Source organism: Acinetobacter sp. YH12142 (assembly GCF_013418435.1).
In the GTDB taxonomy this organism is placed as follows: Bacteria; Pseudomonadota; Gammaproteobacteria; order Pseudomonadales; family Moraxellaceae; genus Acinetobacter; species Acinetobacter amyesii.
On record NZ_VPCB01000002.1, the window covers coordinates 23,549 to 39,037 of the forward strand.

General features: G+C 39.1%; 15 protein-coding genes and 1 pseudogene. 5 read left to right on the forward strand and 11 right to left on the reverse strand.

Features of this window, described 5'->3' with window-relative positions:
- Nucleotides 1-15 precede the first annotated feature (15 nt).
- The 3 genes and pseudogenes from FTU77_RS01855 to FTU77_RS01865 form a co-directional block, all read right to left on the reverse strand.
- Complete coding sequence (locus tag FTU77_RS01855; RefSeq protein WP_180054373.1) at nt 16-2,955, reverse strand: insulinase family protein; 2,940 nt, start codon at nt 2,953-2,955, stop codon at nt 16-18.
- 141 nt (nt 2,956-3,096) lie between these two features.
- Nucleotides 3,097-3,869 (reverse strand): annotated as a pseudogene (locus FTU77_RS01860) (hypothetical protein).
- Nucleotides 3,870-4,044: 175 nt separating this feature from the next.
- Nucleotides 4,045-4,494, reverse strand: coding sequence for a GNAT family N-acetyltransferase (locus FTU77_RS01865; protein ID WP_078188654.1), 450 nt, complete (start codon nt 4,492-4,494; stop codon nt 4,045-4,047).
- Between the two features lie 277 nt (nt 4,495-4,771).
- Here FTU77_RS01865 and FTU77_RS01870 point away from each other — a divergent pair, with 277 nt between their 5' ends.
- From FTU77_RS01870 to FTU77_RS01880, 3 genes are read left to right on the forward strand one after another with little or no spacing between them, the layout of a single operon-like run.
- Complete coding sequence (locus FTU77_RS01870; RefSeq protein ID WP_180054375.1) at nt 4,772-5,776, forward strand: adenosine kinase; 1,005 nt, start codon at nt 4,772-4,774, stop codon at nt 5,774-5,776.
- Complete coding sequence (locus tag FTU77_RS01875) at nt 5,776-6,102, forward strand: Rieske (2Fe-2S) protein (protein ID WP_078188656.1); 327 nt, start codon at nt 5,776-5,778, stop codon at nt 6,100-6,102. Before FTU77_RS01870 ends, FTU77_RS01875 begins: the two co-directional genes overlap by 1 nt.
- A 16-nt stretch (nt 6,103-6,118) precedes the next feature.
- On the forward strand, nt 6,119-6,727 hold the full coding sequence (locus tag FTU77_RS01880; RefSeq protein ID WP_180054377.1) for an OB-fold-containig protein: 609 nt from the start codon (nt 6,119-6,121) through the stop codon (nt 6,725-6,727).
- A 97-nt stretch (nt 6,728-6,824) separates the two neighbouring features.
- Here FTU77_RS01880 and FTU77_RS01885 read toward each other — a convergent pair whose 3' ends face one another.
- Both FTU77_RS01885 and FTU77_RS01890 read right to left on the reverse strand, forming a co-directional pair.
- Complete coding sequence (locus FTU77_RS01885; RefSeq protein WP_180054378.1) at nt 6,825-7,451, reverse strand: YidB family protein; 627 nt, start codon at nt 7,449-7,451, stop codon at nt 6,825-6,827.
- Between the two features lie 112 nt (nt 7,452-7,563).
- The gene (locus FTU77_RS01890; protein ID WP_168378602.1) at nt 7,564-8,034 is read right to left on the reverse strand and encodes a DUF6231 family protein; all 471 of its coding nucleotides are present in this window, start codon (nt 8,032-8,034) and stop codon (nt 7,564-7,566) included.
- A 34-nt stretch (nt 8,035-8,068) separates the two neighbouring features.
- Here FTU77_RS01890 and FTU77_RS01895 point away from each other — a divergent pair, with 34 nt between their 5' ends.
- Nucleotides 8,069-8,938, forward strand: coding sequence for a DUF2797 domain-containing protein (locus FTU77_RS01895; protein WP_180054623.1), 870 nt, complete (start codon nt 8,069-8,071; stop codon nt 8,936-8,938).
- Between the two features lie 75 nt (nt 8,939-9,013).
- Here the strand turns inward: FTU77_RS01895 and FTU77_RS01900 are convergent, their stop codons facing one another.
- The 6 genes from FTU77_RS01900 to FTU77_RS01925 all read right to left on the reverse strand — a co-directional run bounded on the left by FTU77_RS01900 (nt 9,014) and on the right by FTU77_RS01925 (nt 14,523).
- Nucleotides 9,014-9,871: an alpha/beta fold hydrolase gene (locus FTU77_RS01900; protein ID WP_180054625.1), complete on the reverse strand. Its 858-nt coding sequence runs from the start codon at nt 9,869-9,871 to the stop codon at nt 9,014-9,016.
- A gap of 220 nt (nt 9,872-10,091) precedes the next feature.
- Nucleotides 10,092-10,472, reverse strand: coding sequence for a hypothetical protein (locus tag FTU77_RS01905; protein ID WP_180054381.1), 381 nt, complete (start codon nt 10,470-10,472; stop codon nt 10,092-10,094).
- A gap of 3 nt (nt 10,473-10,475) precedes the next feature.
- The gene (locus FTU77_RS01910) at nt 10,476-11,429 is read right to left on the reverse strand and encodes an Ig-like domain-containing protein (protein ID WP_180054383.1); all 954 of its coding nucleotides are present in this window, start codon (nt 11,427-11,429) and stop codon (nt 10,476-10,478) included.
- A gap of 186 nt (nt 11,430-11,615) precedes the next feature.
- Nucleotides 11,616-13,481, reverse strand: coding sequence for a SurA N-terminal domain-containing protein (locus tag FTU77_RS01915; protein WP_180054385.1), 1,866 nt, complete (start codon nt 13,479-13,481; stop codon nt 11,616-11,618).
- A gap of 132 nt (nt 13,482-13,613) precedes the next feature.
- Complete coding sequence (locus tag FTU77_RS01920; RefSeq protein ID WP_078188662.1) at nt 13,614-13,886, reverse strand: HU family DNA-binding protein; 273 nt, start codon at nt 13,884-13,886, stop codon at nt 13,614-13,616.
- Between the two features lie 166 nt (nt 13,887-14,052).
- Nucleotides 14,053-14,523: a phasin family protein gene (locus tag FTU77_RS01925; protein ID WP_180007822.1), complete on the reverse strand. Its 471-nt coding sequence runs from the start codon at nt 14,521-14,523 to the stop codon at nt 14,053-14,055.
- Nucleotides 14,524-14,730: 207 nt separating this feature from the next.
- Between FTU77_RS01925 and FTU77_RS01930 the strand changes: the two genes are divergently transcribed.
- Nucleotides 14,731-15,378, forward strand: coding sequence for a hypothetical protein (locus FTU77_RS01930; RefSeq protein ID WP_078188664.1), 648 nt, complete (start codon nt 14,731-14,733; stop codon nt 15,376-15,378).
- Nucleotides 15,379-15,489 lie beyond the last annotated feature (111 nt).

Here is a 15,489-nt window from a genome sequence, read left to right on the forward strand (position 1 = left end):
AACCCCTTTTTTGTTTTAATTCACTTGTTTTATTTCGAAACCAAGCTCAACCAAAGCATCTCGCTTAGCCACCGGTGCAACCACAGCTTTTGTCGGTTGTTGTTCAACCAAATACGCCACAGCAACACGTTTTAGATCTTCCAAAGTCACATTCAACAGACGTTCACGTAACATTTGACGGAAAGCTGGCGTGCGTTTATGCAATAAAGCATAACAAGCTGTAATGGCTTCACCCGCTGGTGACCCCGGTTTATCCATGCTGGCAATTAGACCCAAAATCGCTTCTTCTAGCTGATGAGGTTGTTGTTCAGCATTCAGTAGCCACTGCACACTTGCGTCAAAATCTTTAAACGTTTCAGCTAAACGTGGGTCACGGTAGCTATAGAAACGGAATGAACATGCATTACCGTCATAGCTTGCTCCGCCACCATAAGCACCACCTTTTTCACGAATCGCGCTATGCAAGAAGCCATTACGTAGATAAGCCGCCAAAATCATTAAAGGTGCTGCATCTGGATGTGACACTTCCACCGCAGGATATGCTGAAGCGCAGAACTGAACATTGGCTTGAATGAGCCAAGCTTCGTCATTGTTGCTATCTGCAAAATTCACTTGAGTTAAAGCATGTGGGTTATCATCAATCGCCACTTTATCCCAAATGGTTTGAACTTCTTCAACCAATCGGTCTGAATGATGCTCCTCACACACCACCAAGAATTGTTTTGGTGCTTTAAGCAAACGGTTGTGAATTAACTTAAGCTCATCAATCAAGGCATTATAAGCCGTGTCGTCTTGCTCAATTTTGCTGACAAGTTCTGACAGCCAGTTCAGCGCGCCTAGGCCTGTATTATGATAATCACGTAGCGCCAATGCACTATGTTGACGACCTGCAATTTGCATTGCATAACTATGACCAGAACCAGATACACGTGACTGCCAACGTGCTTTACGTTGTTGCAATAACTCTACGATACGATTTTTTTCATCAAAACGTAGCTGTTCAAAAGCCAATTTCAATAAGCGAATGGCTTCAAGATTATTCACCAATGATTTAGTGGTCAACGTTAGCCAAGCACTAATTTGACCTTTATCATCCACTTTTGAACGCAGCGATGCCCCCATACCTAAACCGCCACTCACAGCTGTTTGCAACTGTTGTAGCTCTAAGTAATCGTATTCACCTGCACCAACTTCACCCATCAAAATCGATAAGAGATTGAAATACGGCGATTGCACCACTTCATCAGGAATCTGAATCAAAACTTGTTGGTAGTAAAGACCATTGGTGCCTGCGTGGTAAAGATTTAACGGCGTATCCAAGCCATTACTGATAATTTCGCGTAATTGACCTTGTACAATCTGTAATTGTGCAGGAACGTCTTCTAAACCTACTTTAGGCAATAGGTTCAAATCATCTGGGGTATCTTGACGAATGTTCAGTTCTTCAGTCTGCGCAATAATCTCTGCTTTTTGCGCTTCAGTTAAGTTCGCATCAATTTCTTTTAAACGTGCTTTTTCTGCTGCCGCTTCCAACGCATTTTTTTCAGCATCTGGAACCAAAGTTAATTGCACACGATGTTGATTATCAAGCAAGTAGGTTTTGATTAAGTTAGATAACCACATTGGGTCTTTCAACTCTTCCTTCACTTGTTCAATGGCCGTATCCACATCCCAAACATCTACAGGGTCTGAATGGTGAATCGCACTGCTTAAACCATTCAGAATTAAGCTTAGGCCATATGGTGTACCATCACCATTGATTTCACGCTGATGCAATTCAATCTGATGTAAAATCGCCTCAACTAAAGCCGGATCAACAGGCTTAGCCGCAACGTCTTCTAATACTTTAAACACGCCATTTTTAAATTGTTCTGCATGCTCAGGGTTGGAACCTTGAATTGCACAGTAGAACGTCATTTCATAGTTTGAGTCATCTACGCCCATAAATGGACCAGTAGACTGCGCATAACCACAGGTTTCTAAGTAATGACGTAAAGGTGAAGCAGAATCTTCAAGCAATACACCCTCAACCAAACGCATACCTAAACGTAATTTGATATTACTTGCTTCTGGCAATAACCAAGAAAGTACATGATAGGTTTTGTCTTTAAGGTCTTCAGCATCAACTGCATATGTTTCGGTTACCGTTACAGGCGCAGTTAAACGACGCTCAGGTTTTGAATACAGCGTTTGACCTTTTTCAAATTTTGACAAAGCAAGCGTTTCAAACTGTTCTTGTAAGTTATAAGCAGGCTCATTACCAAAGGTCATGAACACCGCATTACTTGGGTGATAATGTGATTTGTAGAAACTTACTAGCTCTTCATAACTTAAGTCAGGAATGTCTTTAGGATCACCACCTGAGTTGTAATGATATGTCGTTTCTGGGAATAAATGATGGGCAAGTTGGTGATACAACTGATCTGAAGGTGAACTCATGGCACCTTTCATTTCATTAAATACCACGCCTTTATATACAGCTTCTCCATTTTCTAGCTCAATACGAATCCCTTCTTGCGCAAAATCAAGCGGGTTCAAATTCGCAGCAAAAGCAGCATCCATATAAACTTCTAACAAGTTTTGGAAATCTTTTTTGTTTTGCGTTGCAAATGGATATGCCGTCCAATCCGCTGCGGTAAACGCATTCATAAACGTATTGAGTGAACGGCGAATCATTAAAAAGAATGGGTCACGTACAGGGAACTTTTCTGAGCCACACAGTGCTGTATGCTCAAGAATATGCGCCTCACCTTTTGAATCCATCGGCTGCGTACGGAAGGCAACTAAAAATACGTTTTCGTCATGGTTTGTGGCTAAGTGATAATGCACCGCGCCAGTCACTTTGTGTTTATATTCAGACACTAAAATGTCTAAAGCTTCAACATGATGTTGACGAATCAACTGAAACGCGGGATGTACAGTTTGAGAAATGGTTTCAGTGACATCTACAGTCATGTGTGCTCCTAATCTATTCATTTAAATTAGGCAAAGTATACCTTAAAAAATCACAACTAGATTCACCGAAACGACATTTCCAACTGTTTTAATCAACTTGAACTTTAATTTTAAAAATCACTTGTTTTCGCACTAAAACATTTAGACAGATTTTATGGATTGCCTATCATTTCGTGTTGACCAATAGACGCAAATCACAATCGCCAATAACAATACAAAAGAAGCCATAAAGCGACTTAAATCCAATCCACCTGAACTGATGGGCTTATCTAAAAAATCGCCGACAACTGCGCCCAATGGACGTGTCAAAACAAAAGTAGCCCAAAATAAAATCGTCTTTGAGACCCGACTAAAAAAATACAACAACGCCATCAATACGATTAGACCACCAAATAGCCATATACCACCGCTATAGCCTAATCCTGCACTATCGGAAGTCCAGTCCCCCAAAGCTGTACCTAGCGTTTGAGAAAATGTAATCGTCAACCAATAAAAGATCTGTGTTCGCGGCAAATTCACTACACTTGGATTGATTGACCCTTCGACTCGATACCAACTAAAAAGCGATATGAGCACCAAACTGAGTAACAGAAAACTACCACCCAAGTAGCCAATCCCTAAAGAACGATCTACAAAATCCGCTAAAGTCGTACCTACCGTTGTACTGGCAATAATCGTGGCCCAATATAAATAAGGTTTATAGGCTTTGGACTGTATTTGAAAATACAGCAGACTGATAAATATGCCTGCGAAAATAAAGGTATGAGTAAATAGCCCAAATTTAAGGACATGGACAGTGCATCACCACTGGTTTCACCAAAGGTGGTCGCAAAAATTTTGGTCAACCAAAACAGCGCGGTAATCTGGGGGACTTTTTTAACGTAGTCTTGTAGTTCATGCACTTGCATATGCATATGCATCACTCAATGCAGTTATTTTGATGCTTATATCTTCGATAACTGAAATGAATTTTTGCTTAAAAATTTGCTTATAATAAGGCACTCTTTTTTTAGAATTGTCACAAGAAAAAAAGCACCCGATATCGGATGCTTCATTTACAGTATTTACTGTCTATTTGTGGATTTAAAACTAAACTAGATATTTAAAATAATTATAATTTGGATGACTTTCGACATAGACATAATTCTGTTTTTGATAGAATTTTGCAGCATTTTTAAGCTCAGTATTTAAGCACAGTGCAGAAAAGTGTTTTTTTGCACCCTTTTCCAATTCCACCAATAGCTGCTTACCCACGCCATGCTGACGGTACTGCGGATGCACATAGAAACGGCGAACTCGTCCAATCCGTTCTTCTACACCAGTATCACCCCATTGCTGATTTAAACCGCCACAAGCAATCAATTTATCGCCATCATAAGCAAGCAATAATTGCTCACCCGTTTGGTCAAAACGATTTTTACCACTTTGATATTCTTCAATTAAACGGTGTATAAATGTATAGCCTTCATGCTGCGCCAAAGCAGCAATATTTTCGATTTGAGCAGGAAGTTGCTCTGCTGGACGAATCGTAATTTCCATATATTCACACTTTTAATCTGTTATCTATTTATGATGACCAAATCATCTTGATTCAGTCTGAACACCCTATAGCTCTATAAAAGTAAAATTTTTCGATTTGCACAATAGCAAAGCTGATTAAAACGGCAACTAATTCAAAAAAAATGTAAAAATATAATGGATTTGCCCGATTTTTATACACACTTGTCCTTTAATTGAATTTTTTTCAACAAACTACAGCAATCCTGAGCATTCGTGTAAACTTAGCACTTTCATTTTTTTGATGTGAACATACAACATGGCAACTGTTGACCTTTTTGCAATTGGTAATGCACTTATTGACCAAGAATTTAAAGTCTCTGACGAATTCCTAATTCAACAAAATCTGCAAAAAGGTACGATGCAACTGACAGATGGCGATACTCAAGCAGCCCTTTATAACAATCTAAAAGCCACTCAAGAATATAAAGGTCAAGCTTCTGGTGGTTCTGCAGCAAATACAACGGTTGCTTTTAGTGCTTTAGGCGGAACTGCATTTTATGGTTGTCGTGTCGGCAATGATGACTTAGGTCAAATTTACCTAAATGGTTTAAACGACGCTGGCATCCAAACTGCAACTCAATCAATCAGTGAAGGTGTAACTGGCACATGTATGGTATTGGTCAGCCCTGATTCTGAACGTACGATGCATACTTACCTCGGTATTACTGCGGAATTGACTGATAGCCAAATTGATTTTGGCAGCTTAAATACTGCGAAATGGTTATATATCGAAGGTTATCTTTCAACATCAGACAGCGCACGCCTTGCGGTAAAACAAGCACGCCAAATCGCCAAAGCCAATGGTGTACAAATTGCATTGACCTTATCTGATCCAGCAATGGTGCAATATGCACGTCAAGGTCTAGATGAGCTACTCGATGATGGCGTGGACTTATTGTTCTGTAATGAACAGGAAGCACTGATGTATACAGAAACTGACCATTTGGATGCTGCACTGGCTAAATTGCAATTATTAAGCAAACACATTGTCATTACATTAAGTGCCAAAGGTGCATTAATTCATAATGAAGCAACAACATTTACCGTGCCAGGTCGTAAAGTTACCGCAGTAGATACCAATGGTGCTGGTGATGCATTTGCTGGTGCTTTCCTATATGCACTGAATGCAGGTCATGACTATCAAACGGCTGCTGAACTTGCCATCTTGATTTCAAGTGAAGTTGTGGCTCAGTTTGGTCCACGCCTAGCAGTTGAAGACTATGCTCAGCTTTTACAATCATTTCAGAAGGAATGTGCTTAATGTTTAAAATTTGCATGACGGATGATGTGCCTGAACGTGAAGCACGATCATTCGAAACGCCTGAAGGTGAAACGATTTTTATCACCCAACGTGATGGCATGTTTTACGCTTATCAAAATAACTGCCCACACTTGCACGTGGAACTTGAGTTTCTAGAAAATCAGTTTCTAGATCGTGACCAAGAATTTATTGAGTGCTCAACACATGGCGCCCTGTTTATGGTCGAATCTGGGGAATGTATTTCTGGCCCATGCCAAGGTCAAGCCCTTGAAAAAGTGAACATTAACGTGCATTCTGATGGTGGAATCTACCTCACAGAAGAATAAACACTGGAATACAACCATGTCCGCATTTTTAACAGACTATAACTTAATACCCTTTCATTTAAGTTTATTGGCCGTACTGTTATTGGGCATGGTTGAAACCATTGGCTACTATATCAATATTAGTCCTAGCCAAGTTTTAAAAAGAGTCGCTCCTCAGCGCATACAAGAGTTGGCATTATTGAATGTCAAATTTTCCAAGACTCTGATTTTGTTCTTTCTACTGATGAATTTTAGCTTTGCAGGCTATGTACTTCAGTTTTGCATCCATGCCAAAGAAGGTCAATTCGTTCCAGCTTATTATTTAATTTTACCTGCGTTGATCATTGCCATATTCTTTACGGTATTTATGATTCATTGTTTGGATCAGGTTGTCCCACCCAAATATAAAAAACAAACGGTTAATTTACTCGGTCGTCTAGCCACCATTTCAAGTGGAAATGCCCGTCCCGGCTTTTCCGCTCAAGCTCGTGTGCGTGATGAGTTTGGTCAACTACATTATGTGCAAGTTGAGCCAGAATTTGGTGAGTTAGAGTTTCAGTCGAAAATCATTTTGATTCGTCAAAAAAAATCACACTATATTGGCAAAAAAATCAGTGTGTCGAACCGTTTATTTAATCCATCCTAGTGACAATCTTAGCGACACATTGTTACCATTTTTCAAGTCATAAAAAGCCAGTGTTCACTGGCTTGTATTCAATCAAATACTTAAAGCGATATTTTGATTAACGCTTCAGGAAACCTGAGACCAAATTCATCACTTGTTGAATATCAGCATTCGCTTCTTGCTGATTGGTTTGTCCAGCTTGTGGCGTCAATGAGTCAATAATTTGCGGCAATACCGTTGAAATTGCGCTATATACATCTTGTTTCTGAGTTTGTGTTTCTTGTGCAACTTGCTCCACTTCGGCATCATCAAATAAATTTTGTACTTGTTGATTAGTCACAGCAGCATTATCACCAGGGCCTGTAGATACCCAATCATCAACCTGACTGCTCAAGCCCTGTCCACGTAATTTATCCAAAGCACCTTGTAGGCCACCTTGTTTTTGAATCCAAGCCAACACTAGAGGTAACACTGCAACTAAAATGGTTGATGCATTACCACCGCTACTACGTTGCTGCGGCTGCGCTGCACCACCCAGTTGGCTCAACACAGAGCCTAGAATTCCACCCAAACCACCCGCTTGGTTTTGAGCATTGGTTTGGGTATTTTGAGTGCCTGCATTTGCACCAAATTGACCCAGCACCGAACCTAAAATACCGCCCAAGCCACCTTGTTGATTTTGATTGTTTGCACCACCAAGGGCCTGCTTTGCTAAAATCTCAACAATATTATTTAAATTTGTCATTTTATTTTTCCCAGTGAAACCTAGATAAACTTAATTACAGCATACGTGGGAAAAGACAGTTTTATCATAAATGTTTGTTAATTTTTGCAATTTCTCGCAGGCTAAGTATTTGTTACCAACGGAATTTATCCCAGTTTTCAGGATTTGCCCAAAATTTAGAGTTAAACCAATCTGGAATGTGTTTATAAGTCAAAATATTAAACTGCCATAAAGCAAAATCACTTTCATGTGTGGTTTTATCAATGAGCTGAGTAAAGCCTAAAGCACGTAATAATTGTTCATCGTGTAATTTACTCACCACCACGATGCGTTTGGCAAATAGGTCACGCAATTTTACCAACATCTGAGTTTTCTGCTGCTGATCCAAACTCAACATCATTTCAGTATCAAGAATCACAAATCCAAGGTCAAAACGCTGGGTAAAAGGCAGATTTAAAAACTCAGTTACGTTAAAATGTTGCCATTGAATTGGATGAAATTGATTGTATTGCTCAAGATCTTGACCAATGCAGATTGCGGTTGAAATGGGCTGCTCTTTTGACAAATCGTCTAGCATAGAAGTGATGACATTTTGTTCAGCCATTGACCGCATCCTTAATAATGAAGTGAGTATTCGTATGGAACTACAAGGCATTTGCCATAAAATGCATGCAGGTCTTAAAGACCTTAGTGTAACTGATCAACATACACACAAGGCAAATGTTGAGTATAAATTTATTCTAGATCGCTCAGAAGTTGATCTACCGTTTAGCCTTGGCCAAGAAATTGAAATTGAAGCCACTGGAAATATCTACTGCATTTCTTGCGGCGCAAAAACGCCTAAATCGTATTCACAAGGTCATTGCTTCAAATGCATGAAGACTAAGGCTGCTTGTGATATGTGCATTATGAAGCCTGAAACCTGTCATTATCATCTCGGGACTTGCCGTGAAGATGATTTTGCCCATGAAGTTTGCTTTCAACCGCATATTGTCTATTTAGCCAATTCGAGTGCCTTAAAAGTGGGGATTACCCGCTTGGGTCAAATGCCTACACGTTGGCTAGACCAAGGTGCGACGCAAGCTTTGCCTATTATGAAAGTTGGTTCACGTCGTTTATCTGGTCAGCTTGAAGTCATGTTTGGTACGCAAGTGGCCGATAAAACCGATTGGCGTAAATTGCTCAAAGGTGAAGCAGAACCGATCAACCTGATCGAAATTCGCGACCAATTAGTGGAAGAATTCGCACCAAAAATTCAGACCATTCGTGAAGAATTTAGCCAAAATTTAGAGTTTAATGAAACCGTTGAACTGCTAGAAGATGAGTTGCCACGCCAATTTATCTACCCGGTAGATGAATATCCTGAAAAAATCAAATCGCATAATTTGGACAAAACACCGATTATTCGAGGAAAATTACAAGGGATTAAAGGTCAGTATCTGATTTTGGATACCGGTGTGATTAATATTCGAAAATACACTGGCTATGAAATTAAAGTACGTACTTAAATCGACTCAAAGTCTAGTTAAGTTTAAAAAAGCGAGATATTTCTCGCTTTTTTACACCTACTCTACCAATCTGATTCATTGAACAGTTGAAAGAAACTTTAAATATGGCAACGCCATTAACTGCTCCGCTTCTAAGATTGGCACTTGCTTCCCCCAGATAATAAACACAGGTGCATCAATGCCTCGTGCAGCCAAAGCAAAGGACTCTGGCGTATACAAGGTGGCCATTTTTTGCAGTTGCTCCACCATTTTATTGGTTTGTTTAGACTGAACGATCATCAACTTTTCTTGCCCAATTTTTAATTCTTGTGGAATAAAAGGCGGAAATTGCATCACGATCTTCATCACGCGATCAAAATCACCAGTTTTTCTGACCACTAGCTCTGCAAGCTTTGCCGTATCTTTTAGATACGCTGTATTGCTCGACTTAAAGACACCTGCTGAATCCACCAACAATAAAGATTTCACTTCTAAGGGATACTGAGCGCTATAGAGCATGGCAATTGCACCACCCATCGAATGCCCTGCGATATGTAAATTTGGATCTAACTTTGCAGCATCTATAAATCGTCGTAATTTTTCAGTTAAATTAGGAATTGATAGATCAAATTGATCTGCGACAATAGTTTCTCCATGTGCCGGCAGATCTGGAATAATGACATGATAATTGGGCGTTAAATAACGGGCAACTCGGTTCCAATTATCACGCGTGCCTGACAAACCATGCAGCAACAGTAGCGTCGGTTTTCGTGGATCTCCTCCTTCACTGTATGTCCATTCGATTTCATTATTTTTGACTTTTTTACTACTCAAGCCCGCCCAAGCTCTTTCCTGCTCTAAAACTTTTTGAAAGTTTAGTTCTGCAGCTTGAATACTACTGGCAACGCAAATCGTTAGTAGCATCTGTATCATGTGTTTAAAATAATGATCCATCCATCGCAATAACGGGTTCTTTAAACGTTTACATTGAGGCATATACAGAGATATCATCCACTTAATCCTTTGTCGTGATGAGTTATTTTTTTCATATTATTTTTTGAGAACACCAATCTACGATGCTAGAGTCAATATTTCATTTGCCAAATCTTTTAAATAAAAATTATATCTGTCAATTTAAACCAAAAAAAACCAGCTCGGAAGCTGGTTCATATTTCTAAGCAAGCCAATCAGACGGTGTCAGTGGAGCTTCAATGAGTAAGCTTGGATATTCAAGCGCAGGAAGTATAGCGGGCGGATTTGAAACGTCGCTGCCCAATGCGATCAAATCCTGTTCATCGGTGTGCAATACAATTGGGACTTCATTCGCATCCTGTAAAAGCGTATCTAGATTGATCACAGATTGAATCGGCTCAATTTGACTGTCATTTTGGTTTTCACTTTGCTCATCACTTGCCAATAAAATCTCTGTAAGTTCAACAGATGATTCAGGTTGTGCAAGAAACAGTTTAGCTATTGAGATTTCAGGCGATTGAACACCACGACTGTCCTCCGCCACGATTGTTGCAAAGCCGCCATTTTGAATCGGGTTATCCATCGACTAGAAACCACTTTCATTGGCATAGGTCACGTAATCTTGACCATTGGCTGTCACAATGATTTTAGCCTGTTGAAATGCATTGCCTTCGAGTTTTTCACTATTTAGCGTCACTTCTGGTGCTGGTAGTACATAGCTTGGATTTTCAGGCGGGGTCTGAATAAATGGAAATGCCAAGCCAATCGCAGGAGATTGCTGACCAAATTGATCTTCCACAACAATCATCAACGTGCCACCATTTGCCACTGGGTTTTCTATTGACCAAGCGCCATTTTCATCGACCTGAATACGATACACAGCTTGATCCGACTCAATCACAACAGTTGTATTTGGTGCGGCAGTACCCGATATCACCGCGCCAGACTCTAAAATCGTAACAACTTGCGGTAAAATGATTTGCGCTGTATGCAACGCCTCAGAACGATTACCGTCCTGATCAATTGCCACAACACTTATTGCACCTGTGGTCGTTAAAGGATTGAGCATCGACCAATCGCCATTTTCATCAGCAACTGTTATAAACTCTTGCTCACCATAGGTCACAACCACCGTATTTCCTGCATCAGCTTTACCAACCAAATATTCACCTTTTTCCAGAATTTCTGGCATCTTCGGCAGTACAATTGGCTCTGCAATTGGAGCAATCATTATTGCCTCTGAGTGTAAGCCATGATAATTTACTGCATAAATTGTAGCAACTCCGCCCTCTTTAAGTGGATTATCAATCTGCCAATGTCCTTGTTTATCTACTTTGACCCGTGTAATAGTTTCACCAACCGAAATGATCACCCAAGATTTTGGCTCTGCCGTGCCAGTTAAAAGGTCATTTAGTCCTGTCACTTCTGGTGTTGAGGGAATATGCTGATGCTGCGATTTCCCCTGAATCAGCAACTGCTTTATTTCAATTTGTCCCAAAATATTTTTTAAAATACCGTTTAAATCTCTCATCTTTTGCATAACACCCTCAAATCACATCATTATATTTTTTTAGGAAACAGCCTTCCCAAACTCAATTTAAGAGAATTATTTAAATAGTCAATTTTATTTAATCTTTGTTTTTAAAAGTTTTTCTTAAAGTGTGATGCATTAAACTTAAACATAAAAAAACCAGCTCGAAAGCTGGTTTTTTTAAAGCTGCCTTAATTATTTAATTTTGGCATGATCTTTTAGATAACGTGTGTAGTCATCAAATTCTTGTTGACCACGAAGCTGTTGATAAAGTTTTGTTAACTCATCTAACTGCTCACCCGTTAATGCCGCATCGGATTGTTTGTTCACTGCAGTCACAGCAACCACAACCAATTCATTTGGTAGATTAGTCGTAGTAACAGACCAATGACCTGCTTTCGGCGCTTTTACGCTAAATGCAGCACGTTGAATTTCACGTTTCAACAAACCATCCGCACGAGTAAAGGTACCCGCATTTTCAAAGTTTAAACTGCCTTTCGCAACTGAAGCAGCAGGTTTTGCAGCAAACTCTTTTAATGTCGCTTGAATTTGGGCTTTTGCAGCATCAGACGCTTTCTTTTCAATCAACTGCGTTTTCACATGCGCTTTCGCTTCAGCTAAGGTTTGAACACCTGCAGCATGGTAGTTACGCACTTTCACCCAAACTACATCACCGTTTTTCAACTGAATGCTCGATGAAACATTACGTTCACCATTTTTAACATCATCGTTAAACAATTTAACTTTGACGTTTGCATCACTTAAAACTGGATGTTGCGATGCTAATGTTAAGCCATTCAATGACTGTACTTTTACGCCTTTCACTTCTTGGCCCACGACATCAAGAGCATCACTGCTTACAACCATGTCATTGAGGCTGTTTACAGTGTCAGAAAAAACATTGGCTTTTTTCGAAGCAGCGACTTCTGCTTGCAGACGTGCTTTTTCTTGTTCAAATGAAGCCACTTTTACAGCTGGCGCCACTTTTTCGATCAAGTGATAACCACTGTCTGTTTTCACAGGAGCTGTCACTTGACCAGCTTGAGCACCTTCAACTGCTGCATCAAATGCATCACCAAATACACCTTTTTCATAAGCAACCAGTTCACCACCTTTTGCTTTAGATTCCGGATCTTCAGAGAATTGCGCAGCAGCTTGGTCAAAGCTTAAACCCGCTTTAATTTTAGCTTGAACACTTTCAGCCAATTTTTTAGCTTCGGCATCTGAACGATTGTCCGCAGTGATCATGATGTGCTTAACGAGTGGTTTAACTGACTTCTGTTCATTCTCAACAAAGCTGTTATACGCTTCTTTCAATTCAGCATCAGTTGCAGCTTCTACAGGTGCAGTAATATTGGCAGGTGTTAATACGACAAAATCAGCATCAACACTAGTTGCTTGCTTAAATTTGTTTTTATGCTGCTCATAATAAGTGGCAATTTCAGCATCAGATACTTTTACATTTTTCTTGTAATTTTCAAGATTAATGCTCGCCAACTGAATACTACGTTGTTCCGTTTGTAAGTTCGCAATTTGCAAGATATCAAGCTTACTCACCAATGCATATTCCATAAATGTTGTAGACAACATTTTTAAAGCATGGTCTTTACGTAAGTTATCAATGAATGTGCGGTTCGTCATACCAATCGATTCGAGGTATCTCCCAAACGCTTCATCTGAAAATTGACCATTAACTTGGAAGCTTGGCTGCTGATGAATCATTTGCACAATTTGTGCATCACTCAAGCTAATGCCTAATTTATCAGCTTGTTGCAATAACAATTGGCGTGAAACCAAAGTATCCATCGCTTTATTGCTAATGAAATTTTGATTCAATAATGTTTCATCACCCTGAGCATATGCCAGATATTGTTCTTTTAATGAATTCGTCAGTGCTTCGAGTTCTTTTTGAGAAATTTCAGTACCGTTTACAGTCTTTGCTGCATCTTTAGATCCACCACTAAAATATCCTTCAATACCTACAAGTGCTAAAGGGGTCAAAAACAAAACGAGCAAGACCTTGCCCAGCCAACCCTTAATGACTTTACGAAACGATTCCATAAGTATTCCAATATTTTATTTGCGGTGAATTTTAACCGAAAACCCGAGATGAAAGAATGCGATATATCAATTAATCACATTTACCAATAAAAAACGCGCCAAATAATGGCGCGTCTCATGTGCTTAATAAGATTAAGCTACAGAATCTTTCAAGCCTTTACCAGCTTTGAAGCTAGGAACTTTGCTTGCTTTGATTTCTAAAGTCGCACCAGTTTGTGGGTTGCGACCAGTACGTGCAGCGCGTTCTTTAACGCTGAAAGTACCGAAACCAACTAAAGTAACTGTATCACCAGCTTTTAAAGCATTGGTAACTGCAGCAATTGTAGCATCTAAAGCTTTACCGGCATCGGCCTTAGATAATCCCCCATTTTCGGCAATTGCATCAATTAATTCTGATTTATTCATGAAAATTACGTCCTCTTAATATCGTTTATTTAAGGTTCAAGAATTTGTATAAAACGCCATAACGCCTTTATAGCAATGCTTTAGGGTTAAACGCAATACTCATCAACCTCTTTTTATAGAATTTTTTGACGAAAAAAACCTTGAAAATTCGATAATAGTAAAAAAGTTAGTGTTTTTTTAGTATTTCGGCCCTCAGTTGGGCATTTTCTTCGGCCAATTGGTCAACTTTAGTATGTAATTGAAGTATAAGCCTTTCTAAGTGCTGTAAATCCTTTACAGTCACCAATCCTAAACGGTTTAAAGAATGATTAACACCATTATCTAAAATTTTTTCTACTTTATCTTTCGTATCGGTTACAGATTCTTTGGCTTTTTCTGAAACTTTTTCGACAGTTTGATCTGCAATATCAATCGTTTTGGACTCAAGCTCCTCTCCAACTTTGACTAAAGAGTCAAAAAGCTTATTTCCTTCACCCTCAGCACGTGAAAAAGCACCTAATCCAGCCAACCAAATCTGTTTGGTATATTTGCGAAAATCCATTTTAGAGCGACGATCAGAATGACTACGTACGCGAGTTTTAGCCGGCTTTTCTGATGTTTCTTGTGCATCGTCAATTATGCTTTCTGTATTTTCCATAATCCGCACTTCTCCTGATTATTTTATGTGCACAACAACATGTGATTCTTCATTTTAACAACATAATAGCAAACATATGACTTGATAGATTGATTAAACTGTTCTACAAAGCTGGTGAATTACCAACTTTTTGGTATATTCTAAGTTCCTCTAGAGCAGGACGCTCAGTTTCCAGTGCTTTCAGATTTTAACAAGGACATTTTTTTTATGAGTGATACGCAACAAACACAAGCTCAACCACATTTGTTGCTTACTATGACCCTGATTGTTTTAGAAACTATTTTTACTTTCATTTTAAAACATGACCGTGTTGTAGCATTACAAGCTAAAAAATTTGTTGATCAAAAAGTCGCACTGAAAATAAATAGCTACATCCCTTATTTTGATTTTTATGTTCAGTTTACTGAGCACGGTATTCTGTTCGACACGAAATCTCCAGATAAAGCCATCGACCTTGATGTCCGCACGACATTAATGGATTTGGTGAAAATTTTTGTATTTGGTAATCGTAAAAGCATCAAAACCATGCGTATCGATGGTGATGTGGTTCTAAAAGATGAATTTCGTGATCTGGTTTCATTATTTAGTGTGCCCAAAATTTTATCTGACTGGAAACACTGGCTGTCTGAACCTGTCGAAGAAAACGATATCGTTGCGTCAAAAAAACGTATTGCCCCACTTTTAGAAAAAATCGAACAGCAACGCTCTAAAATCAACACACTGCAAGTTGAAGTTAAACAATACAAAAACCGTATTAAGCGTATCGAACGTCGTCAAAAGCGGATTAATATCGCTTTTAGTCTAATATCTGTTCTTTTAATAACGTTATTAGTGTATAATGTGTGGTTCAAATAAATACATAATTTTTCAGACAAAATAAAACAAATAAACAATCTCAAAAAAACTTGACTATTTTAGTCAGGATTCATAAAATCTGCACATCTAGACTTAACATGTGTATCGAAT